The sequence below is a fragment of the Mesorhizobium sp. A556 genome, from assembly GCF_054489545.1.
In genome coordinates this window covers 526,841-551,644 of record NZ_JBTMXA010000002.1, presented here as the reverse complement: position 1 = coordinate 551,644, position 24,804 = coordinate 526,841, and the positions used below count along the sequence as shown (strand labels likewise).

Here is a 24,804-nt window from a genome sequence, read left to right as displayed (position 1 = left end):
TGTTAGAATCCTTTGAGACGTGAAACCGCCGCATCAACGCGGCGGTTTCATTTAAGCTTTAGCTTGCGATCGGTGTCAGGACCTCTTCGATCCGGGGACGCAAATGCTCGTGCTTGGCGGGAATCTTTAGCGCCTCGCCGAGATGCGCGGTGTCCTCGTCAACGTCGAAGCCCGGCTCGTTAGTCGCCACCTCGAAGAGCACGCCGCCCGGCGTGCGGAAGTAGATCGCCCAGAAGTAGTCGCGGTCTATCACCGGGGTGACATTGTAGCCCGTGTCGATCAGCGCCTTCCGAACTTCGAGCTGGGCCGCGCGGTCCTTCACAGCGAAGGCGACGTGATGGACGGAGCCTGCGCCCTGACGGGCAGGGGCCGCCCCAGACAGCACCTCGAGGTCGATGAAGTCGGCACCATTGCCGCCAGGCATGGCCAGCCGGGTCAGTGCTCCCTGGTGGTCGACTTCCTCATAGCCCATGTACTTCAGCAACTCTCCCGTAGCGCCGCCGTCACGAAGCCGCATGGTGACGCCGTGAAAACCGTGCACGCCAACGCTCTCCGGCACCAGCCCGCCATCGAAGGGCTTCCGATCGTCGCCATCAACCTCGGCAAGCGCGAAGCCATCGCCGTCAGGCCCGAAGAAACGCAGCCGCTTCTCGCCGAAGCGTTCTTGCTCTTCCAACCCGGAAACGCCCTGCGCGGCGAAACGCTCCTTCCAGTAGCCGAGTGTGCCGCGCGGCACGGCAAAGACGGTCTCGGAAGCCTCGCCAGCTCCCCTGTGCCCCTTCACGATGTTGGGGAATGGAAAGTAGGTCATGATCGTGCCTGCGGACCCAATCTCGTCGCCATAGTAGAGATGATAGACGTCGGGAGAGTCGAAATTGACGGTCTTCTTGACCCGACGCAGGCCGAGCAGCTTGGTAAAGAAGTCGTTGTTCTGCTGGGCATCTGCGGCCATCGACGTGACGTGGTGCAGTCCTTGAATCTGGCTGAGCATTTCTGTCTCTCCTCGCATTCGGGGTTTCGTTACCCAGAAGATAGGGTTTGCCACCCCGCGACAGAATAGACATAATCCGCCATACATTATTGCAAACCTGACAATGGTGAAGAATGGGCGAGCTTGAATCCCTTCGGGTCTTCCTGGCGGTCGCAGAACAGCGCAGCTTCGCCGGGGCGGCGCGTCAGCTAGGCATGACGCCGGCTTCCGTGACGCGGTCGGTGGCGGCGCTGGAGCAGAGGCTGGGGGTGCAGCTTCTCCTGCGGACGACACGCCAGGTGTCGCTCACCTCCGCGGGCGCAGTCTATGCCGCGCGCGTCTCTCCGTTGGTGGAGGGAATTGCCGAAGCCGCTTCCGAGACGATGGAGGCGCAGGGGATCACGTCGGGCCTGATCCGCGTCAGCGCGCCGATGTCCTTGGGGTTGAAGGTGCTTCCCGCAGTCCTGTCGCAATTTGCGACGCTCTACCCCCAAACGCACGTCGCGCTGACGCTCTCCGACAGTTTCGTCGATATCGTGGAAGACGACTACGACCTCGCGATCCGCATATCCGGTCCGCCCTCCGACAAGTCAACGATCTGGAGAAAGGTGTGCATGGTGCCGCGCTCGCTCGTTGCTTCGCCCGCTTACCTCGCGCAGCGCGGAGCGCCTGAGAAGCCCGAGGACCTCTCTGGATACAAGTGCCTCAGCTACAGCCAGGACGCAGCCATCGAGACGTGGGAGCTCTCGAGGGGCGCAAGCCGCCGCAGCCACAGGGCGGAAGGCAGCTTCAGCGCCAACAATGGCGACTTCCTTGTACGCCTTGTCATGAACAGTGAGGGAATCGCCCTCCTGCCGCGTTTCATCGTCGAAGAGGACATGCAGTCGGACCGTCTCGTGGAGGTTCTGCCGGACTGGTCTGCTCCAGAGATCTGGCTGACGCTCTACTATCCGCCTTATGCGCAGCTGCCGCTGCGGGTCGCTACGTTCTCGGACTTCTTCGAGCAATACGTCAAAGATACCCGACCTCTGTGAGCCGCAACCGTCCTCATGAACGGAAGGGATGCCGTCCGCCGACTCTGTGCTGTGTCTTGCCGGCAGGAAACCGATCGGGCGATTGCCATGGTCAGGAATGACATCCACCACGTTAGGCGATCGCGGGATCGGCACGGCGGACTCCGTCGGCGCGCTTTGCCTGGACGAACGACCGCTTCTGGAATCCCGCGCAAGCTCAGTGAATGACCGACATGAGGCGCGTTACTGACAGGCGGCTTCGGGGTCGAGAATTGCCTATCCACTTTCGGGACGAAGTTACCGATAAGCAGCCACTCGATGACGACCCTGGGCCCCAGATTCGGTAGACCTCGCGTGACCTCTCGTCAGCCGTGGTTGTCCACCCTATCTTGCCAGAATGTGCAACGACTACGAACAACACATCGCTTGGGGCGAATATCGCGAGCTTATGCGGCAGTTGGAACTCCAGATTCCGGCGCAACAAAGCGAACTGAACTTGCCTACGGCCGACGACATCAAGATCGGTGACTTCGGCCCCATTATGCGAGGCGTGGATAGCATGATCGAACTCGCATCAATGCGTTTCGGCTTCCCCCCGGCAAATCCAAAAGGCGGTCTGATTTTCAATTTCCGCTCTGAAGGGCGAAGGTTCGGAGAAAGCAATCGCTGCCTCATTCCTGCAAGCGCTTTCTTTGAATTCACGGGAAAGAAATATCCGAAGGCCAAGCACAGATTCACGCTTAAAAATGCTCCCTTCATGGCGATCGCTGGCCTTTGGCGTGACGGCCAGGGTAACCAGCCTCCATCCTTCGCAATGCTGACGACGGAACCTGGGCCGGATGTGGATCCGTATCACAATCGGCAGGTCGTCGTATTGCGGCCCGGGGATTGGGCATCCTGGGTTTATCTTACGAAACCTGAAGCTGAACTTCTCAGGCCGCTTCCCGCGGGATCGCTTGAGGTTCAGACTGTGCGACCGGGCTCTGACTAGCGACCACCGGCGGGCTCTGGGATTCGACATGGCAAAGCGCAGTGCGGGACTGTTGATCTTTCGGCGAACAGGGGCGGAACTCCAGGTGCTGCTCGTCCATCCCGGGGGACCGTTCTGGGCGAAGAAGGATGCGGGGGTGTGGTCCGTACCGAAAGGACTCGTCGACGACGGCGAAGACGAATTGGCGGCCGCGCAGCGCGAGGTCGAAGAAGAAATTGGAACACGGATTCATGGTCGCTTCGAGCGGCTTGGCGAATACAAGCAGCGCGGTGGAAAAGTCGTCATCGCCTGGTCGGTCGAGGCTGACATCGACATCGATCCGACAGCGATCACCAGCAATACGTTCTTACTGGAATGGCCGCCCCGGTCCGGCCAGATGAAAGAGTTTCCCGAAGTGGATCGCGCTGGCTGGTTCGGCCGAGGCGATGCAGACGGCAAAATCCTGGAAGGTCAAAAGCCCATTTTGTCGGACTTCGCGCTCCGACGGGTGGGGCGTTGATGCTCGGCTATTTCGATAATTCGATCCATACAGGGGCGTGATCGCTGGCGTGCTCCCATCCGCGCACCTCCTTGTCTACTCCTGCTGCCTTCAGCCGACGAGTGACCACTGGACTAAGAAGAAAATGGTCGATCCGCAGGCCCGCGTCGCGCGCAAACGCGTTCCTCAAATATTTCCAGAAGGTATAGATGCGCTGGTCCGGGTGAAGGTGGCGAAGCGCATCTGTCCAGCCTTGCGCAACAAGATCGTGATATGCGGCACGCACCTCCGGCCGAAACAGCGCGTCGTCACGCCAGCGATCGGGCGCGTAGACATCCAGATCCGTCGGCATGACATTGTAATCGCCGGCGAGGATGACGGGTATGTCCAGTGCGAGGAGCGAGGCTGCGTGTTCCGACAGCCGCTGGAACCAGCGGAGCTTGTAATCGAATTTCGGGCCCGGTGCAGGATTGCCGTTCGGAAGGTAAAGGCAGGCAACGATCATTCCGTCGATGGCCGCTTCGAGATAGCGGCTGTGACTGTCATCGAAGTCCCCTGGCAAGCCCCGGCGCGTTTCGATCGGTTCCTTCCCCCGCGAAAGGATGGCAACGCCGTTCCAGCTTTTCTGTCCGTGCCATATTGCACCGTATCCCGCCTTCTCGATTTCTTGGACCGGAAAGCGATCGTCCGGCGATTTCAGTTCCTGAAGACAAACGACATCGGGGTGCGCTTCCTGAAGCCATCGCACGAGAACGGGCAAACGGCCGTTCACGCCATTGACGTTGAAACTGGCGATCTTCAACTGGGCAAACCGGATTTCATGGAGTGTCCCTTTCGTCTTCTACATAAGCCGAGCATTGGGTTCGGCCAGGCTTTCATCGTGGGCAATGTCTGCGGCGTGATCGAATAAAGACGCATCCTCATGCCGCGCGATGTGCGCCGTCCCGCCGATTATCGGAAATCCCGCGTCTTCACCCTGATTTGCTCGATACCGCCGTTGAGATCGCCGATGCTTCCAAGCTTCGGCACGCAGCGTGAATCAAGACTGAGGCTGCCGTGGTGGAATTCATCGCCCCGGCCATGCGGCAACGGAAACGCGGCATCCCGATCTCCGACACTGGCGAGATCTGCCGATAGGTCGGTCAGTTTATGCGCTACGAGATGCACGACGTCCCCTTCCCGCTGGATGCGGCCGTAGACGCCAATCATGCCGGAAGACAAAACGACGCGCCGATATTTCTCGAAGACCTTCTCCCACACAACCAGATTGGCGATCCCGGTCTCGTCCTCGACCGTGATAAACATCACGCCCTTTGCTGAGCCCGGGCGCTGGCGGACGAGGACGATGCCTGCAGCCTCCAGCCAACGGCCGTCGCGCGCGGCCATGGCGTCTGCGCACGAAACAATGCGCCTTCGCCGAAGATCCTCCCGAAGAAAACTGACGGGATGGTCACGTAGCGTCAGCCCGACATGACCATAGTCCTCGACCACCTCGCCGCCGGCTGTCATCGGCCGCAACGCCACGGCAGGTTCGTGGATCTCCGCAACGGTTTCGGCGTCCCGAATCGATGCGGCGGCAAACAGGGGCAGCGGCTCGTCCCGTAGTGCTTTGATCGCCCACAATGCTTCCCGGCGCGCGAGCCTCAAGGATGGCTGAAAGGCATCGGCCTCGGCCAGCTCAACCAGGAAAGCGGCTGGAACGCCGGCACGTCGCCAGAGATCGTCGACCGAGGCAAAAGATCGGTCTGCGCGAACGGCAACAATCCGGGCGGCATCGGCATTGGCCAGGCCCTTGACCATCCGCAAGCCCAGACGGACGGCGAAACGGTCGTCCCGTTCGGTCGGCTCCAGCGTGCAATCCCAACGCGAAACATTGATGCAGACAGGACGGACCTCGACACCGTGGGCAATCGCATCGCGGACGATCTGCGCTGGCGCATAAAATCCCATCGGTTGGGCGTTGAGGAGTGCCGCGCAAAAGACGTCGGGATGGTGGCACTTCAGCCAGGACGAGGCGTAGGCGATCAACGCGAAGCTCGCAGCATGGCTTTCCGGAAACCCGTAGGAGCCGAATCCTTCCAACTGGCTGAAAGTCTTTTCCGCGAATGCACGCTCGTAGCCATTCTTCATCATCCCGGCGATCAGCTTCTCCCCAAACTTGCTCACACCGCCTGTATGCTTGAACGTCGCCATAGCCCGGCGCAACTGGTCGGCCTCCCCCGGTGTGAAGCCCGCGCACTCGATGGCGACCCGCATCGCCTGTTCCTGGAACAGTGGCACGCCGAGCGTCTTGCCCAGTACCTTTTCCAGTTCTGGCTTGGGATAGACGATGTCTTCCTTTCCTTCGCGACGGCGCAAATAGGGATGTACCATGTCGCCCTGGATCGGGCCGGGTCGGACGATCGCTACCTCGATGACCAGATCATAAAAGGTGCGTGGTTTTATCCGCGGCAACATCGACATCTGCGCGCGGGATTCGATTTGGAATGTCCCGAGCGTGTCGGCCTTGCGGATCATCGCATAGGTGCGCGGATCTTCCGGTGGGATAGTCGCGAGATCCAGATTGATCCCCTTATGCTCGGAGAGCAGATCGAATCCTCGCTTCATGCAGGAAAGCATGCCGAGCGCCAGACAATCGACCTTCATGAATTTCAGGATGTCGATATCGTCCTTGTCCCACTCGATTACCTGCCGGTCCTTCATCGCCGCCGGTTCGATTGGCACGAGATCATCGAGACGGTCGTTGGTGAGTACGAATCCTCCCGGATGCTGCGAAAGATGGCGCGGCGTGCCGATCAGTTCGCGGGCAAGTTCAAGCGTCAACCGCAAGCGGCGGTCGCCAAGATTGAGATTGAGTTCCTCGGCATGTTTTGGATCGACGCCCTCCTTCGACCAGAACGAGATCTGGCCGGACAGCATCTTGATCAGGTCCTCGGTAAGGCCGAGCGCCTTGCCAACATCCCGCAGAGCGCCTTTCGAGCGATAGCGGATGACGGTCGAGCAAAGTGCGGCATGGTCGCGGCCATAGGTCTCGAACACCCACTGCATGACGATTTCGCGCCGCTCGTGTTCGAAATCGACGTCGATATCGGGCGGCTCGCGCCGCTCTTCGGAGACAAACCGTTCGAACAGAAGGTCGTTGAGGTCGGGATCGATCGAGGTGACGCCGAGTACGAAACAGATGGCGCTGTTGGCTGCAGACCCTCTGCCCTGGCAAAGGATTCCTTGAGATCGGGCAAAGCGGACGATGGAATTCACCGTCAGGAAGTAGGGCGCATATTCAAGTTTCTCGATCAGCCGCAATTCGTGCATGAGCGAGGCCCTCACCTTGTCGGGAAGGCCCTCGGGATAGCGCTCCGCCGCACCCTCCCATGTCAGGTGTTCGAGCGCCTGTTGCGCCGTCAGGCCCGGCATCGTCTTTTCTTCGGGGTATTGGTAGGCGAGTTCATCCAGCGAGAAACGGCAACGTTCCGCGATCTCGACGGTGCGGGCTAGCGCCTCCGGGTAGCGGCCAAACAGGCGCGCCATTTCCTCTCCGGGCTTCAGGTATCGATCGGCATGCCGCTCGCGCCGGAAGCCGGCATCGTCGATCGTGCAATTGTGCCGGATGCAGGTGACCACGTCCTGCATCATGCGCCGCACTGGGGCGTGGAACAGGACGTCGTTGGTGACGACAGTCGGCACGCGCATTGCGGTCGCGAGGTTCGACAACTCATGCAGACGCAACTGATCGTTCGGCCGCCGCCGAAGCGTCAGCGCCAGATAGGCGCGATCGCCGAAGGATTCGCGCAATCGCCTCAGTCGCAGGCCGCAGGTATCGTCGGCTTCGTCAGGTACAAGGACCGCGATCAATCCTTCGCCATAGGCGACGACATCATCCCATCCGAGAATGCATTTGCCCTTGCCGCCCCGTCCCTTGCCGAGCGACAGCAATCGGCAAAGCCGTGCATAGGCCGGACGGTCGGTGGGATAGACCAGGACAGAAAGCCCGTCGGTGAGATCGAGACGGCAACCGACAATCAGGCGCACCCCGGTTTCCTTGGCCGCCTGATGAGCGCGGACAATACCAGCGACACTGTTGCGGTCCACGATGGCCAGCGCCTCGATGCCGAGTGCGGCTGCCTGCGAAAACAATTCCTCGCAACTGCTTGCGCCTCGCAGGAAGGAAAAATGCGAGGTCACCTGCAATTCCGCATAGCGCACGACGCTACTCATCCGAAGATTCCATGCAGGAACCATTTGTGCGAGCCCGTTGCCGTATCCTCGCCATCGCCTGCGCGGTAGATCCAGAAGCGCTCGCCGGAATCATCCTCGACCTGGAAATAGTCGCGGACAGCGGTCAATTCGGCGTCTCGTTTCCACCATTCGCCGAAAATGCGTTCGGGACCGTCGGCGCGGCGGACACGGCGGCGGATACCGCGCCATGTGAACGTGACTGGTGGATGATCGGGCAGAAGTGCCACGGTCTCGATCAATTCCGGCGTCGGCAGCAATCGTGCCGGCCGCGGCCAGCGGCTCGGCCAGGCTTCGTCGCAATCGGGTGCGGTAGGAGCAATCCGCTTGACGGAACGTTCCGGAACGTCGCTGGCCATCGGTGCAAGGCGATAGAGGCGCTCTTCGCCTATGCGGTTCGAGAGCGTGTCGATCAGACCGGAGACATCGGCCTCGGGCGCTTCGATCAATGAAGAAATAGTCTGCTTGTGTTTCAGTGGTTCGGCTTCGGTAGCCGCCAACCGCATAAGCTCGATTCCGAAGCCTGGATCGATCATCTCGATCTTGTCAGTGAGAAGTCGTGTCAGCCGTTTCACGTCACGAACAGGCTGCGCCGTACCGACACGGATCGCCTCGACACGGTTGTCGATGCGATAGAGCAGCAGATCGAGACGCCGCGCGCCATGTCCCCTGACCTCGAGCAATGAACAAAGTTCCGCGACGAGCCTTGCCGTGTATTTGGCGATGGTCTCGGCGGCCCCGATCGGCTCGCCGAAGGCGCGGCGGACTTCGATAATTTCAGGCGGCCGGATCGGTTCGATCGGTTCGCCGAGGCGGCTCATCGCCTGGTCGAGCCGACGGCCAAGTTCCGGCCCGAAACGCAGGGTCAGCGGCGCTCGAGGTTTTTGGGAGAGCTCGGCAACGTGGTCAAGGCCGAGCCGACGAAGACTGGCAACCATCTCTGTCGGCAAGCGCAAGGCTGCGATCGGCAATTTCTGGATCGCAGCTGTACTCTCCCCTGGCGGCACGACATGGATCGGCAGCGCGCCAAAGCGGGCAAGCGCATGCGCTGCCCCCCAGCTGTCGGCGATGGCGGCACGGGCGGTAATGCCGGACGCAGCGAGCCGTTCCACCATATCGGTGAGCATGGCGCTCTCGCCACCGTGAAGATGATCAGCGCCCGTCGTATCGATGACCAGACCATCGGGTGGATCGGCGGCGACGATCGGCGCATAGCGGCGGAGCGCCCACAAAGCGAGCCGATCCAGCGCCTCGGCATCCGCTGCAGGCTCGGCATCCATGATGGCGAGGTTCTGGACAAGCGCCTGCGCCTTGCTGGCGGGCATGCCGACGCGCAGACCAAGCGCCAGTGCCGCCGCATTGGCCGCAAGCACGACGCGGCGTCTTCCATGATGGCCTGTCAGGATAAGCGGCGTCTCAGGCGGAGGCGCGGCGTCGCCCAATTTCCTTCTGATGCGGTCTGTCGACCACAGCGGAAGAAAGAGCGATACGACCCTTGGCATCACAGGCATCCACTTCGAAATCAGCGCTTTCACCGGCGCGGCATCGGATCAGTTCAAGTTGCCAGCGGGCGCGTCCAACGCCCGGCACTGGCAACGGGGTCGAGGAAAGCACCGACACCCGCCACCTGGTGACCGAGGCCGTGGGCTGGCCGAAATCCGTCGTGTCGGTCTGTCGCCGCCATCGGCGTATGGCGATGCCGATCGCGCCTGAGCTTTCGGCGGCAAGTTGCAATCGGCGTGAAGCGGTCATGGAAAGCTTTGCGACTTCGGCGACGACCGCTCCCAGCCCCCCGTGACGAAGGCCTTCCTCGAAACAGGCGAGAACGGCCTTCTCGTCGCCCGCCTCTACGTAGATCACCCTGCCGGGAGGCAGCCCGGCCTGGGCGATAGCCGGCGCGAACAGGTCCTGGCGGGTCACGCACCACAAGACCTTGCCGATTGTCCGCCCTGCAATCCCTGCGGCAAACAAAGCAGCCGCCGCGCCGTCGATCGCACCATTGCCGCCACCCGCCACCTCATGCAGGCTTGCCAGCGCCAACCCTCCCCCGGGTAAAACCCGATCGATGGCCGCAACCCCGAAAGGTATGACCGCGCGGCCCCGCACGTTTCCGCCCTCGAGCCGCGCGATACGCTCTCGAAGCTCATTAATGGCGGGACTGACGGCGTTGTCGGTCATTCAGAAAAAGACTTCCTGGTTGGCTTCCCAACGGGTTTTCGGGTTGATATGTTCCTTATTTGTTCCGTTGACGAGAACGAGTCAATCCGCCTCGGACGGCCAGCATGACGCGACCGGACGAGTCGACCGACAGCGCGAAAGCGAAGAATGTCGAATCGATCAGGAATCGCAGATGGATAGAGGGTTTCGTGGGCGCTGCTTATCTGGAAAAATTAAATACCGAGCAACGCCTGGCGGTCGAACATGGAACGGGTCTCTTGCCGTCAACGATTGGCGGTCCGCTTCTTGTCATCGCGGGTGCCGGATCGGGAAAGACCAATACGCTGGCCCATCGTGTCGCGCACCTGATCGTCAGGGGTGCTGACCCTCGGCGCATCCTCCTGATGACGTTCTCACGCCGCGCCGCGAGCGAAATGGCAAGGCGTGTCGAGCGGATTTGCGCCCAGGTGCTTGGGGCCAACGCTGGCATCATGGCCGACGCGCTAGCCTGGGCCGGGACGTTCCATGGCATCGGCGCACGGTTGCTTCGCGACTATGCCGAGCAGATAGGCCTCGATCCGGATTTTACCATCCACGATCGAGAAGACAGCGCCGACCTGATGAATCTTGCCCGGCACGAACTTGGTTTCTCGAAGATGGAAAGTCGATTCCCGACCAAGGGAACCTGCCTGTCCATCTATTCCCGCACGGTAAATTCGGAGAAGCCGCTCGACGAGGTGCTTCGGACGTTCTTTCCTTGGGTCTCGGGATGGAGTTCGCAGTTGCGCGAATTGTTCGCCGCCTATGTCGAAGCCAAGCAGGTCCAGAACGTTCTCGACTATGACGATTTGCTTCTCTATTGGGCGCAAGCCGTCAGTGATCCGCTGCTTGCCGACGACATAGGCAGCCGCTGGGATCATGTTCTGGTCGACGAATATCAGGACACCAACCGCCTGCAATCCTCGATCCTGATGGCACTGAAGCCGGGCGGCAGAGGATTGACTGTCGTCGGCGACGACGCCCAATCGATCTATTCCTTTCGCGCCGCGACGGTGCGCAATATCCTCGACTTCCCCGGCGAATTCAGCCCGACCGCCGAGATCATCACGCTTGACCGGAACTACCGATCGAGCAAGCCGATCCTTGCCGCCGCCAACAGCGTGATCGACCTGTCGCGCGAGCGGTTCACCAAGAACCTCTGGACTGAACGGGAATCCGCTGATCGCCCGCGGCTGGTGACGGTCAGGGACGAGGCCGACCAGGCGCGCTATATCGTCGAACAGGTCCTGGAAAACCGGGAGAGCGGAACGGCGCTGAAGCAGCAGGCAGTCCTGTTCCGTACCTCCAGCCACAGTGGGCCTCTCGAAGTGGAACTGACGCGCCGCAATATTCCCTTCGTCAAATTCGGTGGCCTGAAATTCCTCGACAGCGCCCACGTAAAGGACATGCTGGCGGTGCTGCGGTTTGTGCAAAACCCGCGTGATCGGGTAGCAGGTTTCCGGTTGATGCAACTCTTGCCTGGTGTCGGACCGCAAACGGCAAGCCGTGTGCTCGACGCGATGGCGGCTGATCCAGAGCCGATCACAACCCTTTCCGAAATACCCTCACCTCCCCGATGCGGCGAGGATTGGACCGCATTTGCCGAAGTGTTACAGCATTTGCGCAAAGGACTGGCCGGATGGCCCGCCGAAATCGAGCACGCTCGCGTCTGGTACGAGCCGCATCTCGATCGCATCCATGAGGATGCCGAGATCCGCAAGGCGGACCTCTTGCAGCTTGAGCAAATCGCGGTCGGCTATCCCTCTCGCGAACGCTTCCTCACGGAACTGACCCTCGACCCTCCGGACGCCACCAGCGATCAGTCCGGCGTTCCGCATCTCGATGAGGATTATCTTATCTTGTCCACGATCCATTCAGCCAAGGGTCAGGAATGGAAATCGGTCTTCGTCCTCAACGCCATCGACGGCTGCATACCCTCCGACCTTGGCGTCGGAACGGCGGACGACATCGAGGAGGAGCGACGGTTGCTCTATGTCGCGATGACGCGCGCCAAGGATAGCCTGCATCTCGTAACGCCGCAGCGGTTCTTCACCCATGGGCAGAGCGCTTATGGCGATCGGCATGTTTATGCGTCGCGCACGCGTTTCATTCCCAAGACGCTTCTCTCTCTATTTGAATCCCGCAGTTGGCCGTTGATTGTCTACAGCGATAACACAAGGCCGGACGCTCGCCAGGTTCGCGTCGATGTCGGTGCGCGGATGCGCGGCATGTGGCGCTAGAGCGACGTCCCGGAGCGGGACCTCGAGGTCGTCCTTTGGTTCGCCAGAGCCGGTGATAGAAAGCGCAATTTGGTTTTGCCAACGACCGCCCACTCAGCCACCGCAGTGGCATTTTTAGACGTTCACCGGCCTGCAGCTGCACGCAGCGGAAAAACACCGCGTCATAGTGTCGCTGGAAATTTTATGTAAATAAGGACTCGTCGCCCAACCGGATTCCTTGTCCGCTCCTGAACGAATCTTGTGGACCCGTTGCACTGCAAGGGTTTTGATTTATCGGCCAAAAAAGCGGACGAATCCTTTAGACATCAATATGTTAGCCTGACGGCTTTTTGGACGCCGCTCCGGGCACCGGCTATGTGTCTTCCTCCACTAAGAGAGCAGGAGACACGGAAATGGAAGAAAAGCAAAACCGTCAGGAAGCGAAGCCCACCGCACAGCCAAACGCGAAACTTCGCTCCAAGCCCGCCAAAGCCTTGAAGGAGAAAAAAGCATCGACAGGTAGACGGTGGACCCACACCGATTACGCAAGCCACGGTGTAGAACCCGATAAGGTCAAAGCTCTCCTGAAGATCGTTTCAGAGATCGTGAGCATTGGCCGCAGAACCACCGAGCAGACATTCACACTCGGCGAACAACTACATATTGCGGCTGGCCTGATCGAGGAACGCACATTTGGCAAATGGGTATCGGCCGAATGCAAGGTCAGCCGCCAGCGAGCCACTACATGGATCAATATCGCGACACGGCTGCAACACCATAAGGAGCGCATGATAAATATAGGGATACCGGCGACTACGATGGGCGTGCTAGCCGCCAACATGGACTGTGTCGAAAACGTCCTAGGGGAATATGAAACCGGACTGTGGCTGACTGGCGACGATGTGAGAGCGATTGCAGGCGTGGGCAACGCCAAGCCGAAAACCACCACAGAGCTTGCCAACACGGGTGGCATCGCCGGGCTTCGCAATCTAGCCAAGGCCAAAGCGGATATGGGGATTGGCGAGTTCGCAGAACGGCTGACGGTGATGATCCGGGACATCGAAGAGGCATTGAAGCCGGCCGAACAGGGAAAGCGGGTGCTAAAGGGTGTGCTTGCCAAGAAAATCGAGGGTTCTGCTCGCTTCGCGCGCGCCGAACTAAAAAACATCGCCCTGTTCATCGAACCGAACGAGCTCAACTCTACCGCGCCTCACATCATGAAATTCCCAGAGGGCAGCAAATGGTGGGATCTGGCCCAACTGCTGTACGATCTCGGTGGCCAGGCCCAGTGGAATCCAGACATGGTCCCCTGGCTCTCCGACCATGTGGTTCCGCTTCTCAAATGGGCCATCAGCAAAGAGAAACAGGCGGCCACCGTGGCCTCGTGATCGGTCCGACGAATATCGTCGCCTGCTCCGGGTTTGTAAAATCATTTTACAAACCCGGAGCTGCTATGGCCTTCCAAACTGCCACCTTTGGGCGCGTTGCAGTCCGTCAGCACCGGGGCAGGAAAGCGACTGTCCAGTTCGGATTAACGGAAGCTGGAAGGCTGCCATCGCCCTCATCAATGAACTGACCGTCCACCGTCTTGCCAGGAGGCGATCCGGACAAAGCGGTCGAACAGGGTCGTCTTTCGGTAGTATCGTTGCTCGATGCGGGTCCTGTCTTGTTCCGGCTGACGCTCCAGAAGCCCCATCCAGATGAGCGGTCGTATCAGACGGGAAATCAGATGAAAGCAGGCATCGGTGACCGGGTCGATGCGCGGCATCGTGATGATATCGAGCGGCAGGCACCACCCTGCGAAATCGGCCAACACAACCCAATCGCCCAGGCGATTCTGGACGACACCAAGGTAGTGACGCAGATCTGCATCTTCGTGTTCGATCGGGAACCGCTCATATTCCGATAGATCGAGTGTAGCGAAATAGACGTCGAATAACAGGGCCTGCAATCCGCCGTAGTCGCCGATGATCGCCCGCCCGGCTTTTGTCAGCACAGCTTTGCCTTTGTAATGACGGATTAGCCGGGTTGAGAGCAATAGGCTGTGCATGACGGCCAGCGGGAAGAAATCCTGCTCGTTCAGCACCTTGTTGACGGCAAAGAGCTTTTCCGGCTCGTGCTCCGGCCAACCAAACTCATGGGCGGCCCATGTGACGAATTTGCGAAAGAACCCGCCGGACTTCGTCAGCGTGATCCCCTCATTGTCACGGGCGTAGATCAACAATTTCATGCCGTTCGCGCACATCGGGCTTGCCGCCAGATCGCTGGGACCGAGGCCTTCATTAATCAAGACGTCCGAGCTGATCCTCGCCGGTCTTATCATCAGCGGCTATTGTCCCTGGTTGCTGCGGCGCACGCTACGTCATTTGGCCAAACGGCGTTAGCAACAAATGGACCGAAGATGATCGAGAAGGTGCACCGTAACCGTTGCGGCGAAAGACATCGCGCCAACGGAGATCGTCTCTGCCTTGTGCGAGGCCAATAGATGCTTTCGACCTGCGCACTTTTGGCTCACGCAAATTGAGCGATCTTGCGCGAAAGACGAACGAGTTCGAAGTCGATCACCCCGAAAGCGGACAATGCGTATCCCGGTAAAAGCAACTCCTTTCGGGGAATCGCGAACCAAGGCGCGGCGACCGTCGTGATCCCTGCGGCCTCTTTCCCATCATGGATGGGATCGGCCTTCGGACGCGGATATTTCTCGAGTCACGACGTTTCTGTGTCGCGTCTGGGCTTTTTCCGATAGCCCATTGGAGAGCCGTGACAGCATATTCGGAAAGCCAAGGGACCAGGTCAAGACGCCACAGAGCTTGACCGTTAAGGTCCTATCGTCGGTGATGAAGGGCGCACCGTCACCGTGACCTGCAGAAATCACTGCTTCTACAATTAGACAAATTGAGGCACAGACATAGCATGAATTACACCGCCCAAAAGATCCTCGACACTCTGTTGGAGCTTCAACCGCGTCAGACCTCCGAAGCGCCGAAGGATGCAAGGGGCGTGTACGGGCTGGTCGATCATCTCGGCCACCTGCGCTATATCGGCTCGACAAGCTCAACCAGTCAGACCCTTTATGAGCGCATTCACCAGCGCCACCGCACCGGTTCCGAGGGGATGAGCCACTACTTTTCGCTCATGTATAATGTTGGCCGCATGTGGCGGGACAGGCATGACCCTACAACGGGTCCCGATGCCGCCCACGCAAAGGCGCTGCGCAATGCCTTCGTCGCAGAGCACTGCGCTGCGGTCTGGGTGCCGGTTTCGGACGATCTCGAGATTGCTTCGCTGGAACGCCAAATCCTGGCGATCGCGCCCGCCAATGCCATAGCTTGGAATGGGCGGGCCATGGCGGTCTACGACGAACCTGTGGATCTGGTGGATGCGACCATTGCCCGGTTGGGTTGGGGGCAGGACAGGCTCGCGGCCATCGAGCGTCAGCGCCAGCGCTTTTCGGGCTTCGTCCCTTCCTCGGGGGCGTTGTCGCCGATACGGCTTTCACCTCCCGATTTTCCTTCAGGCACATTCAGGTTTTTCGCACTTGATGTCGAAACCGCGAACTATGACCGCGCGAGCATTTGCCAGATCGGCGTTGCTTGTGTTCGACCAGATAAAACGATAGAGACCTGGGTGACATATATCGACCCACGGACCACCGATTGGTCTTGTAGCAGGATTCACGGGATCACCGCGCGAACAGTCCAGGGCGCCCCAACGTTCGACCAAGTGTTTCCGATGCTGAAGAATGCCTTGGCGGACCAGACCGTCTATCAGCACTCCCCCTTCGATCAGAGTGCCATAGCCGCGGCATGCACCCGTGATGGGCTGACTCTGCCGACCTGGACATGGCAGGACAGCGTCCGAGTCGCCCGTTGTGCCTGGCCCGAGCTTAAAGGCAACGGCGGCCATGGCCTCGCGTCATTGAAGAGCCATTTGGGCTTAAGCTTCGCGCATCACGATGCTGGCGAGGATGCCCGCGCATCAGCAGAGGTGGTCCTGCAGGCTGAGGCGCACATGCACACTGCTCCGTGCATCCAACGGGCAGTCCGCATCGCGCCGCCGCTACCTCCGACTCTGCGTGAGCCTTCAGCAGCGTCAGCCACGAAGTCGGCACCTGATCATAGTGTTCCGCCCACGACCGACACCGTGCGCCAACTAGGGACATCAGAGGTTACGCAGGGCAATATCGACCACAACCACATTTATCTACGCAGCTTCTTCGATAAGTTTCCCGCTGAGGCAATCGGTGGACCAAATCGCGACAGTGCCGCTGCTTGCGAGATAGTCGTGGAATGGGGTGGTACATCTCCGGTCCAGACTGATCTCGATGGAAAGAAGAAATTCTTTCGTAAACGCGGTTGGATTCGATCGTTCTTTGAGGCGAACGCGGTTGTTCCCGGGTCGATTGTGTTGGTGGAGCAGCTTGGACATCTCAGCTATCGCGTGCGTGTTATCAGGAGTGATGAAGGCTCGGAAATGCGAACCAGCCACAGGTGAGCATAATAATGGCCGCTTTTTGCGATGCTGGTCCGTCTCAATGAATGACCAGAACTGGTCGCATTGCCGCCGGCTCCCTGGGTGGCCGCCGGGCGACTCATACTTTCCAGACAGGCCGCGAAATCGTTGAACCGGCCCGCCAACCATTTTGTTAGTGCTGTACTGCGTTCGTCCATGGGAATCGGACTATCACAGATTCAATCGACAAAAATCACTGATGACCCGGAAATCACCTTTTTATCAACCGCCGAGAGCGTCTGCTTTTGGGAATCGATCGTTAGAACTCAGTTGTCCGAAATTGGGCGCTCCCCTGCCGAAGGTCATTGATCATGTGAAGGGCAGCTTTCCCGTCCCGCCGATCTGTAAAATGATATTACAGATCACACAGCACGACGGGCGGGTCTGGCGTGCCGGTTGCTCCTGTCCCAATTACCAAATCCTGCTGGCCGGCACGGACGGTCCAGCGCATCTCACAAACGGGCTGCACAAATGGTGCTACCAGTTCAGACTTCCCAACGGTGGGTCAAAACTGTATCCTCTCTCGCGAAAGCGCGCCGGGAACACAATGTTGCGCCAACGGCAGATGGTCGCACACTGATGTGGAGTCGTATTCGCGGTTTCAACTTTCAGGACTCTTGGGGCGCGTTACAGGATTCAAAAAGTTGAAACTTTCTATGAAATAAAAGGAAGATTCTCCGGCCACGAAGGCCCGCCGCTCCCGCGATCCGTCGGCAAGGATTTACCTGAAAGACGACCGCGAATACCTGCAATTCCTGTTCGAGGGCGGCGTGCGCACGGAACCGGGCGGAATCCTGGTGCCAGGCAGCGGTGCGAAACTCGACCGCTACGGCAACTTCCCCGACGGATCTGGAAATGGTCGAGGCCAACGGCGGCTGGTGGATGCAGACCCACAACGGCATGGAAGGTCTGTATGTCCGCAACGCCTACGGCGGGATCGAGGCCATCGCCCTTCGGGTCAACAGGGTCCGTTACGAGGCCAAGGCCGACTTCCCGGTCGAAGCCATCGTTGCCGAAGAACTTCCAAAGAAACTGGCGGATGCGTTCGAAGCCACTTTCGGTTAATAGCCCTTCTTCGCTTCCACGAGATCGGCGCTGAATCCTCGCGTAGCGAACCTTTCCCCGTAGATATGTTCAGCGACATCAAGGACCCAAAGCCCGACATGGGCAGTCATTTTCAATGCCAGGTCGAGCAACTTGCCGTCCCCTTGCAGATAGACCGTCATGATAGCTACGCCGCCGTCGTCGTCTTTCCTGGTCAGCGTATTTGCCGAAAAACCCAGTTCGTTCGGATGCGCGCCGAAATCTATGGTGCTTCCGTAAAACAAGTCGAAGCGCTCTCCGAGATTCGAATCGATACTTTGGACATGCTTCCTAATCCGATTGTGAGAGAATTCCTTCCTGACGGCAGCCTCTGCCTCATCACTGTCATGCCGTTGCATCCAACGTGTCCACCTTTCGCCGTCATCTCCGATGTACAGGCCATATGCCGCGTGCTCGAGCGAGAGGCGCATTAACGCTTGGGACTCGTAGAGATGGCCGCCCATGACCACGCCCGACGTCGCCCGGAAGGCCGAATGGGCACGCGTCAAGAACGACATAGGAACGAACGGTTTCGGATCGACCGCACCATATAGAAACCGCTTAAGCAATTCATCGATGCGCTCAAGGCCCGTCATTGCCTCGCGTTTCCTGCTGAAAGTCGCGAACTGATTATGTCGAAATTCGTCGATGAACGACGACAACGTATCCTTGCCCCATCCGTCAGGAACTCTGGTCTTCACCGTAGGCATGCTACTTGCCGAGTCCTTCGAGCGTGTCGGCGACGAACGCCCATCCCTCGGGCGTGACACGGAATTCGCCTGCCGCCTCGTCGACGAGCAGGTATCCCCGCTTCACCAAGGCTCCCGCAACCCAAACGTCGGGGCGAAACCACGTTCCGTCCATCTGGATGCCGGTCAACGGGATGCGGCCGCCGGAGAACACGAGATAGGCCATCAGCAGCGCGCGCGTCCGGTTCGTGTCGTTCTTGGAATCATTGTGGTCTTGCCCCAGTTCCCATAGACAGCAAGGCTCTCGTAGGGAACCGAGCTGAATGTTTTCGCCGAAGAAGGCTTGTTGTCGATGGCAACGGCCAAGGCATCGATGATCGTGGATGCGGTTTCTTTCTCAACGTCGAGCATGCGGCCCCCCTTGTTGCTGTCGTCGCCGGCGACAATCCTGATGTCTCAACGTGCGCATGGGGAGACATAGCATGGGAATCCATTCAGCCGGCGGCAACGGGCGGGAATATTATCGAAGGCTACGGGTATCTTCCACATTGGAAGGCTTGTCGGATAAGAGCTCCGTTCTCGATCTTGACGAGATCGTCCGCCGAACGGCCCTTGCGGAGCTGCGGCTGTTAGAGCTGAAGATTCGGACCCTTGAGGAGGAACTGGAGGGCGGGCCAGCCCAGTCCGAACCTGACGAGGATGACGAGGCGCCAAGATCGCTCGAAGACCGTTTGGAGGATCACTTCTACCAGATCAGGCACATCGTCCAGAGCGCTCGGGAAAACGCCCCCGTCAATCTTGATCGCATCGACGAGGGCATGGCATCGATTTGCTACCATCCGGCGGACAACCGCGATGGCATCTGCGTGGACCATGAGGATGTACGGAAGGGTCAGGAGGAAGGACGTCTGCCGCCCTTCTTCGACGTAGACGCATACTTCGCGACGCACCGGATCAAGGACTACCTCCGCCTCAGTGGCCGTACGCTGCCTGTCCGGGAGGAGACCGAGTGATGAAACCGACGCAGACGATCAAGAAACAAGCCGGCATCGGCAAAACCGAATCCATCATCGCCGACGATCTCCTGCGCCAACGGGCAGAGGCCCGCGTCCGCCAGATGGTTTCCGCAAACCTCCTGATCGATTGGACCCGAGACTTCCTGCTCGAGCACGGGCCGAGGGTGGTCACCGAGACGAAGGAAGTGAAGGAATGAAGAACCCACCCGAGATCGTTGGCCGCGACCCCGTCGCACGCAGGATTGCCGCCAAGAGACTGGCGGCGGCCGATCTTTTCTTCGACGACGAGGAAAGGTTGAAGCAGGTTCAGGAGCGACTGTCGGAGCGGGGCCTTAAAGACGTCAATTCGGAAGACGAAGCCCAGTCATAGAAAGTAAACACCGCTTCCGCCAGCCTCTCATCAATCAACGTTGCAATCGGAATTGATAGGTAAATTTCAACCGGGGTCAGTTTACCTTTCGCTTTATCCCTTTCGGCCTCGTGCACCATGGTGCTAACCGCATTATGCGATATCTCATACTCTTCCGCGATATTCCTGTATGAGAATCCCAGACGATTCATCCGAAGGGCGGCCATGCACTTGTCCCATCTTTCCTGCCGCCGCGCCACGTCCTCCGGAACCAGATCGAACCAGAAGGAAGGTTTGGCCAATTCCTTCGTTTGAGTCCTTGCCAATCGTTCTTCTCTCACCGCATCGAGCCGCCTCAACCTTTCCGCCAGCGCGCGATCCATCTCGGCCAGCGTTTCCTTGGCTACACCCCACGCTTTCATCCTTATGATCAATAGCTTGGCCGAAGCAGACAGGAACGGGCGCCCGAAGAAACAATGGACATGGGCAAGCTGGCCCTGGATCAGTTTAGCCTCTCCCGGGCGCTCGGGTTGGTAATCGTCAGCGAGATGCCAGTGAACGTTCCCTTTGTAATCCGATGCGATGTTGGAACTGGCATATAAGAGCCTGCGAAATGTCTCCCTGACCTGCCATGGATGTGGACGTCTACGTACGCTTGGATAATAGTTCGCGCAGAACTGTTCCAAGGTCATGTCGGACAAGCACGCTGCCTGCTGAACGGTGCTCTTGAGATGCGCCTTGAGTGTCTCGATCTCGGCCCAGGCCGCGTCCGAGAGCTTGTACTTATAGGTGCGGGTAGATCTCTTTTCGGACACAAGCCAGCCTTGTGCTACGAATTCTCGCACCATAGGCAAATCATCGTCGATACTATGCCACCCGCCCGACGCAAGCCCCCATAGGTAAAGCTCTTCTCCGCCTGCGCCTACGGCATCCCATGCATTATTGTGATACCTGTCCCACAACGGTTCAATGCAGTGGGGATATTTCCCTGAGCTGTCGTTCATTCATCCATCCCTCGCCGCGTGGTTATCTAACAGGCATGCCCGAGTGCCTGCAACGATGCGTGCGCCTGCTGGCAGCGTCTGCCCCGCGAATCCTTGCCTGTCGAATAGCGCCGACTGTTGCACCCCCCGGGGGTAGGTTCTCCTGGAGACCAATTCTATCGGAGGCAGGTTTCTCCCGCGATCCCGCCAGCGTCAGACCTCTGAACAGGGTAACAACCGGGAGGCCGCCGATGTCCGACACCATGAGCCAAGCGGAATTTTCCCGGCTCCATTCCGTCTCCAGAAAAACCGTTACTTCTTGGAAATCCAAAGGCTTGCTCGTCATCGACGAAGCGGGAAAAGTCGTCGTCGCCGCTTCGAACAAGATGCTCGCCGACAACTGCCTCGGCGTTACCCCCGTGTTACCCGAGGTAACGGAATCCGCTTCCGAGGATTCGTCGCCGGAATTGACCGACGCGGAATTTGCGGCACTCGAAGTCTACGCCAAGGGTAACGCCCCGCTCGTTTTCGTCGAAGCGAAACGCGTGAAAGAAAACTACCTCGCGCTGCTCCGACAACTTGAATACGAAACGAAAGCCGGCCGCCTTGTCGACAAGGAAGCACTCTCCGCGCTGCATGCGAAACGCTGGTCCGGCGAACGCCAGGCTCTCGAGGACTGGCCGTCGCGCATCACCCCGCAGCTTGCGGCGAAGTTCGGCATCGATCCCGTCGAACTGCGCGTGGCCCTCGAAGAGGAGATGAACAAGCACCTGATCGCACGCGCGGAGAGACCCAGTTCCGACCCGTCCGAACAGCACCTTCTCGGCGAACGTCCTGTAACCTCCCGGAAGGACTCCCGAAAAGAAAAGGCCCGCGTCCCCATGCGCGGGCCTTTTTATTTCATAGGCAACGGTGGCTCGGGGTCTTCGCGAACAAGGGCAAGTTTCCGGAGGAGGTTTTTCTTCTCGCTCCGCTCTGTCGCGTAGAAGTATTTCTCCATGACGACGATTTGCACGTCGTACATTTTCCCGACGACGATTTCGGGCCCGACTTCCAGTTCCTTATGGAACGGCCCCTTGTAGGCTTCGCCGTCAGGGACGACAAAGTGGAAGGTGCGGCCCGCAAGGTCAGCACCCACCAACATTCCGCGCAGCGCAAGCGGTGTCGAGGATTCGTCGGCAGTCTTCTTTATGACGTCGACGATCTTCTCCATCTGTCGACGTTCAACCATTTGCCCTAACTGTCGGCCGTCGGAGCGGGTCCAACGCACGTCGGCGCTGAATCCGCCCAGGATGTTGGCCTCTGACCAGTCGAAAACCCGTTTGACGACTGCATTGCCGAGCGTATGGGCTACGTCGCGCACGGTGTCATTGTCCTTGATGTCGAGAACCTGAAACAGTGCCTCGATCGGCTTGTCGAGGTTGCCGTCGAAGAAATTCCTCTCGCTCTGCGCCAGTAAAACCACGCCAAGCGAACCGCTGTATGAATAGCCGAACTCGAGCATGCTTTCGATCTCGGCTTCCTTGCCGATGACGGCGCGCTCTTTCAGAACCCCGTTGCGGATCGCGTCGTAAATCTGGCTGAACAGGTTCTGGTAACTCAGGAACGATCTCGAGATGAACGGGAGGGCCAGACTGACGGATGGCTCCGGAACGAGACGGTAGTTGCAAACCTCGATCTTGTTGATCTCCGCCAGACGCAGAAGCTCGTTCTGGGCTTGGTCAGCCAGCTTACGCATCGCGAGCAGATTGGTCTGTATGCCGCGGTCGCCAGGGGTCTTCTCCAGGGCGCGTTCAAGGCGCGCCACCGAGGAGAACGCCTTGCGCGCCCTATCAGCTACAAATGCGTAGTCCGACATCGGTTTCCCATAGCCTCATTACGACAAAGCCCTTCAGCCAGAATTCACTGTTCTCAAGGCCATACTGCCTGCCCCAGTCGTGCCCTTCGTCGAGTTCCGTATGAAACAGATCATGGCCACGCGGGTAGACGACGAAAACGAAGCTATCCACGCCATTGATGTATCCTATGTCATTGGCCTTCTCGATCAGGTCCTCCTGCTCCGGCGTAAGCTGCTCCCGAACGTCGAGGTCGATGAAAATGCTGACATCGATGTCCGACGGCTCTTCTTTCTCCGTCAGGAAACTACCGTCGATCCAGAACTCGCACGGTATCTTGACGCGAAGGAACCGTTGCACCAGTTCCTCGAGTCCCAGATACAGCTGCTCCCTGCATGCCTCTTTCTTGCTTCCACGCACGAACCGTTCGTAGAACTCCCGAAGCTTCAAATAGTGCCGCCCGGGAGCAAGCAAAGGCGTAAAATCAGGCTTTCTTCCGACTCCCATCCTCTCCCCGTGCCCTATTTCCCGAACCCGGGGCGAGTGTGGCAGGAAAAGGTTAAAGCCGCCACTGCGAACCGACCGCCTATTGTTGCTGTCGTCGCCGGCGGCGACCATCGAATCCTTAGTCGACAATCATCGAAAGGATTCCCCATGTCGAAAACCGAAGAGAAGACCGTCACCGTCGCCCTGAACTGCTCCGTCAAGGTATCAGGCACGCTCTACGCCCCCGACGACGTCGTTAAAGTCACGGAGGATATCGCCAGGCGCCTGATCGAGCAAAAGGCCGCCGAAATCTATGTCGTTCCTGCCGAGGCCCCCGAGATCGCTTCGGATGGCCGAGACAAGGGCGGCGCTTGCGAAGGCCAACGGCAGGATCGAAGGAACCTGCCGTTGGTATGACAGCCAACGCCTGCATTACAATCAGGCTGCCATTGCTTACGACTGTAGGCGGTCGCCCATCGAGTAACCGTTTAGGCTGCCTTCACCGACCGAGACTGCGACATAAGCGGCGCGAGCTGAACCAGGATCAATCCGACGATTAGCGGATACCACGACCAAGCCAATCCGAACGACAGGTTTTTCGGAGCCATGCTGCCTATTTGAGAATTCATCTGGTTCAGGTCCGACAGGACAAGAACGAGGAACACGACCGTCGCGCCGAGTGCGAGGCCCCCGGCAACCTTCGTCCAGAGGCTGTAATTCAACACGGCGGTGACGACCCCCGCCGCGATCAGGATTAGAATAAGCCAGCCTTGCCAGCCCTGAAGAAGGCTCACATTACCTACAAAAGGCATTGAATAGGCCGGAAGAAACAGGGAGATAACGGCAACGCCGAACCCCGCAAATTGAATTAGTCGCGACATTGGAATCCTACCTCGAGTTTGTTGCCAACAGGAAGGACTCCGTTTGGTGGAATTTCCGCCGAAAATCTGGGCCTCCTGCCCGATGCAGGACTAGCGCAACCCGCAGGAATTACCCACTGGGTAGAACTACCTATGCGGCTACTCGATGATTGCCTGGGCTACGGCAATCGCAACGGCGTGGGCCACGTTTTTGGCGCCGAGACGTTTCTTGATCGCATCGACCTGATGCTCGACCGTCCGATGCGAAACACCGAACCGCCTGGCAATCTCCTTGGAGGACGAGCCTTGCGACAACAGGAACAGGATGTCCTCCTGTCGTTCCGTGAGCAGTCTGGCCTTCGGCATGGCAGGAAGAAGGAGGCGGGTCTTTGTGATCGAAATCGCCCATCGGACGCTTTTGTGCTCCGCCACGGGCAACAAGAGTCGGTCGTAGACGGCGATCTGATCCTGGATTCGTGACTTCATGCGGAGCCAGCTCATTTCCCCGGATTCTTTGGCATCGAGGAAATGGGGAACGACGTCCCGCTTCACGTATTGCTGATCGGCATACCCCCCGAGCGTCGATCGAAGTCCTCGCATATCGACGTTTTCGACGAGGGCATCCGAACCGAATTGCAGCGGATCGTCCGGCAACAGGTCAATGATGTAAAGGTTCGTGCTCTCGTCGCATCGTGGTTGAAGCTCTTGCGCTAACGCAAATAGCTGTTGCCTGCCTGACGGCTTGCCGTTTTCCCATTGATTCAACGCATGCCGAAACAGTGTAACTGCTTGCATTCATACCCCCGAATTGCCCGATTCGGAGTAAGGCAAATGGCGGGGGCTAAATCAAACGATTATCCGGCGGGTAAACGAGAGACTTTTGTAGCCAAC

Annotated in this window: 26 protein-coding genes; 12 read left to right on the top strand and 14 right to left on the bottom strand. The window is 58.9% G+C overall.

Features of this window, described 5'->3' with window-relative positions; all coding sequences use genetic code 11:
- Positions 1–58 precede the first annotated feature (58 nt).
- Positions 59–991, bottom strand: coding sequence for a VOC family protein (locus ACX3P0_RS07275; protein ID WP_459087595.1), 933 nt, complete (start codon positions 989–991; stop codon positions 59–61).
- Positions 992–1,104: 113 nt separating this feature from the next.
- On the opposite strand from ACX3P0_RS07275, the gene ACX3P0_RS07270 reads away from it, so the two are divergent.
- The 3 genes from ACX3P0_RS07270 to ACX3P0_RS07260 all read left to right on the top strand — a co-directional run bounded on the left by ACX3P0_RS07270 (position 1,105) and on the right by ACX3P0_RS07260 (position 3,473).
- A complete protein-coding gene (locus tag ACX3P0_RS07270) occupies positions 1,105–2,004 on the top strand; it encodes a LysR family transcriptional regulator (protein WP_459087593.1) in 900 nt (299 codons plus the stop codon).
- Between the two features lie 376 nt (positions 2,005–2,380).
- Positions 2,381–2,974 (top strand): SOS response-associated peptidase, encoded by a 594-nt coding sequence (locus tag ACX3P0_RS07265; protein ID WP_459087591.1) that lies wholly within the window; start codon positions 2,381–2,383, stop codon positions 2,972–2,974.
- A 28-nt stretch (positions 2,975–3,002) separates the two neighbouring features.
- Positions 3,003–3,473 (top strand): NUDIX domain-containing protein, encoded by a 471-nt coding sequence (locus ACX3P0_RS07260; protein WP_459087589.1) that lies wholly within the window; start codon positions 3,003–3,005, stop codon positions 3,471–3,473.
- A gap of 7 nt (positions 3,474–3,480) precedes the next feature.
- Here the strand turns inward: ACX3P0_RS07260 and xth are convergent, their stop codons facing one another.
- From xth to ACX3P0_RS07240, 4 genes are all read right to left on the bottom strand, one after another.
- On the bottom strand, positions 3,481–4,254 hold the full coding sequence (gene xth / locus ACX3P0_RS07255; RefSeq protein ID WP_459087587.1) for an exodeoxyribonuclease III: 774 nt from the start codon (positions 4,252–4,254) through the stop codon (positions 3,481–3,483).
- Between the two features lie 149 nt (positions 4,255–4,403).
- Positions 4,404–7,667: an error-prone DNA polymerase gene (locus ACX3P0_RS07250; RefSeq protein WP_459087585.1), complete on the bottom strand. Its 3,264-nt coding sequence runs from the start codon at positions 7,665–7,667 to the stop codon at positions 4,404–4,406.
- Positions 7,664–9,187: a Y-family DNA polymerase gene (locus ACX3P0_RS07245; protein WP_459087584.1), complete on the bottom strand. Its 1,524-nt coding sequence runs from the start codon at positions 9,185–9,187 to the stop codon at positions 7,664–7,666. The genes ACX3P0_RS07250 and ACX3P0_RS07245 overlap by 4 nt, the downstream gene beginning before the upstream one ends.
- On the bottom strand, positions 9,102–9,863 hold the full coding sequence (locus ACX3P0_RS07240; RefSeq protein WP_459087582.1) for an ImuA family protein: 762 nt from the start codon (positions 9,861–9,863) through the stop codon (positions 9,102–9,104). The genes ACX3P0_RS07245 and ACX3P0_RS07240 overlap by 86 nt, the downstream gene beginning before the upstream one ends.
- Positions 9,864–10,051: 188 nt before the next feature.
- Between ACX3P0_RS07240 and ACX3P0_RS07235 the strand changes: the two genes are divergently transcribed.
- On the top strand, positions 10,052–12,121 hold the full coding sequence (locus ACX3P0_RS07235; protein ID WP_459087869.1) for an ATP-dependent helicase: 2,070 nt from the start codon (positions 10,052–10,054) through the stop codon (positions 12,119–12,121).
- Positions 12,122–12,513: 392 nt separating this feature from the next.
- Complete coding sequence (locus ACX3P0_RS07230) at positions 12,514–13,488, top strand: hypothetical protein (RefSeq protein WP_459087580.1); 975 nt, start codon at positions 12,514–12,516, stop codon at positions 13,486–13,488.
- Positions 13,489–13,664: 176 nt separating this feature from the next.
- Here the strand turns inward: ACX3P0_RS07230 and ACX3P0_RS07225 are convergent, their stop codons facing one another.
- The gene (locus tag ACX3P0_RS07225) at positions 13,665–14,390 is read right to left on the bottom strand and encodes a hypothetical protein (RefSeq protein WP_459087579.1); all 726 of its coding nucleotides are present in this window, start codon (positions 14,388–14,390) and stop codon (positions 13,665–13,667) included.
- Between the two features lie 137 nt (positions 14,391–14,527).
- Here ACX3P0_RS07225 and ACX3P0_RS07220 point away from each other — a divergent pair, with 137 nt between their 5' ends.
- From ACX3P0_RS07220 to ACX3P0_RS07210, 3 genes are all read left to right on the top strand, one after another.
- Complete coding sequence (locus ACX3P0_RS07220; RefSeq protein WP_459087577.1) at positions 14,528–14,695, top strand: OST-HTH/LOTUS domain-containing protein; 168 nt, start codon at positions 14,528–14,530, stop codon at positions 14,693–14,695.
- A gap of 318 nt (positions 14,696–15,013) precedes the next feature.
- Complete coding sequence (locus ACX3P0_RS07215) at positions 15,014–16,594, top strand: exonuclease domain-containing protein (protein ID WP_459087575.1); 1,581 nt, start codon at positions 15,014–15,016, stop codon at positions 16,592–16,594.
- An 873-nt stretch (positions 16,595–17,467) separates the two neighbouring features.
- Positions 17,468–17,677 carry a hypothetical protein gene (locus ACX3P0_RS07210; RefSeq protein ID WP_459087573.1) on the top strand — a complete coding sequence of 70 codons (210 nt, stop codon included), beginning with the start codon at positions 17,468–17,470 and terminating at the stop codon, positions 17,675–17,677.
- On the opposite strand, the gene ACX3P0_RS07205 is transcribed toward ACX3P0_RS07210, so the two are convergent.
- The 3 genes from ACX3P0_RS07205 to ACX3P0_RS07195 are packed head-to-tail and all read right to left on the bottom strand — an operon-like array spanning position 17,674 to position 18,795.
- Positions 17,674–18,405 carry a hypothetical protein gene (locus tag ACX3P0_RS07205; RefSeq protein ID WP_459087572.1) on the bottom strand — a complete coding sequence of 244 codons (732 nt, stop codon included), beginning with the start codon at positions 18,403–18,405 and terminating at the stop codon, positions 17,674–17,676. The two genes, ACX3P0_RS07210 and ACX3P0_RS07205, sit on opposite strands and share 4 nt — an antisense overlap.
- A gap of 1 nt (position 18,406) precedes the next feature.
- A complete protein-coding gene (locus tag ACX3P0_RS07200; RefSeq protein ID WP_459087570.1) occupies positions 18,407–18,610 on the bottom strand; it encodes a hypothetical protein in 204 nt (67 codons plus the stop codon).
- Positions 18,610–18,795 carry a hypothetical protein gene (locus ACX3P0_RS07195; protein ID WP_459087569.1) on the bottom strand — a complete coding sequence of 62 codons (186 nt, stop codon included), beginning with the start codon at positions 18,793–18,795 and terminating at the stop codon, positions 18,610–18,612. Before ACX3P0_RS07195 ends, ACX3P0_RS07200 begins: the two co-directional genes overlap by 1 nt.
- Positions 18,796–18,866: 71 nt before the next feature.
- Between ACX3P0_RS07195 and ACX3P0_RS07190 the strand changes: the two genes are divergently transcribed.
- Together ACX3P0_RS07190 and ACX3P0_RS07185 are read left to right on the top strand one after the other, a co-directional pair.
- The gene (locus ACX3P0_RS07190; protein WP_459087567.1) at positions 18,867–19,397 is read left to right on the top strand and encodes a hypothetical protein; all 531 of its coding nucleotides are present in this window, start codon (positions 18,867–18,869) and stop codon (positions 19,395–19,397) included.
- The gene (locus ACX3P0_RS07185; protein ID WP_459087565.1) at positions 19,397–19,597 is read left to right on the top strand and encodes a hypothetical protein; all 201 of its coding nucleotides are present in this window, start codon (positions 19,397–19,399) and stop codon (positions 19,595–19,597) included. Before ACX3P0_RS07190 ends, ACX3P0_RS07185 begins: the two co-directional genes overlap by 1 nt.
- A 109-nt stretch (positions 19,598–19,706) precedes the next feature.
- Here ACX3P0_RS07185 and ACX3P0_RS07180 read toward each other — a convergent pair whose 3' ends face one another.
- Positions 19,707–20,753, bottom strand: a complete 1,047-nt coding sequence (locus ACX3P0_RS07180; RefSeq protein ID WP_459087563.1) for a hypothetical protein — start codon at positions 20,751–20,753, stop codon at positions 19,707–19,709.
- Positions 20,754–20,983: 230 nt separating this feature from the next.
- On the opposite strand from ACX3P0_RS07180, the gene ACX3P0_RS07175 reads away from it, so the two are divergent.
- Complete coding sequence (locus ACX3P0_RS07175; protein ID WP_459087561.1) at positions 20,984–21,718, top strand: hypothetical protein; 735 nt, start codon at positions 20,984–20,986, stop codon at positions 21,716–21,718.
- Here ACX3P0_RS07175 and ACX3P0_RS07170 read toward each other — a convergent pair.
- Together ACX3P0_RS07170 and ACX3P0_RS07165 are read right to left on the bottom strand one after the other, a co-directional pair.
- Positions 21,628–22,590, bottom strand: a complete 963-nt coding sequence (locus ACX3P0_RS07170) for a hypothetical protein (RefSeq protein ID WP_459087559.1) — start codon at positions 22,588–22,590, stop codon at positions 21,628–21,630. The two genes, ACX3P0_RS07175 and ACX3P0_RS07170, sit on opposite strands and share 91 nt — an antisense overlap.
- Positions 22,565–23,185 carry a DUF6932 family protein gene (locus tag ACX3P0_RS07165; protein ID WP_459087557.1) on the bottom strand — a complete coding sequence of 207 codons (621 nt, stop codon included), beginning with the start codon at positions 23,183–23,185 and terminating at the stop codon, positions 22,565–22,567. Before ACX3P0_RS07165 ends, ACX3P0_RS07170 begins: the two co-directional genes overlap by 26 nt.
- Before the next feature lie 36 nt (positions 23,186–23,221).
- Between ACX3P0_RS07165 and ACX3P0_RS07160 the strand changes: the two genes are divergently transcribed.
- On the top strand, positions 23,222–23,470 hold the full coding sequence (locus ACX3P0_RS07160) for a hypothetical protein (protein ID WP_459087556.1): 249 nt from the start codon (positions 23,222–23,224) through the stop codon (positions 23,468–23,470).
- Positions 23,471–23,541: 71 nt separating this feature from the next.
- On the opposite strand, the gene ACX3P0_RS07155 is transcribed toward ACX3P0_RS07160, so the two are convergent.
- Positions 23,542–23,934: a hypothetical protein gene (locus tag ACX3P0_RS07155; protein ID WP_459087554.1), complete on the bottom strand. Its 393-nt coding sequence runs from the start codon at positions 23,932–23,934 to the stop codon at positions 23,542–23,544.
- A gap of 138 nt (positions 23,935–24,072) precedes the next feature.
- Entirely contained in the window at positions 24,073–24,708 is a 636-nt protein-coding gene (locus tag ACX3P0_RS07150) for a response regulator transcription factor (RefSeq protein ID WP_459087552.1), read from the bottom strand.
- Positions 24,709–24,804: the final 96 nt, after the last annotated feature.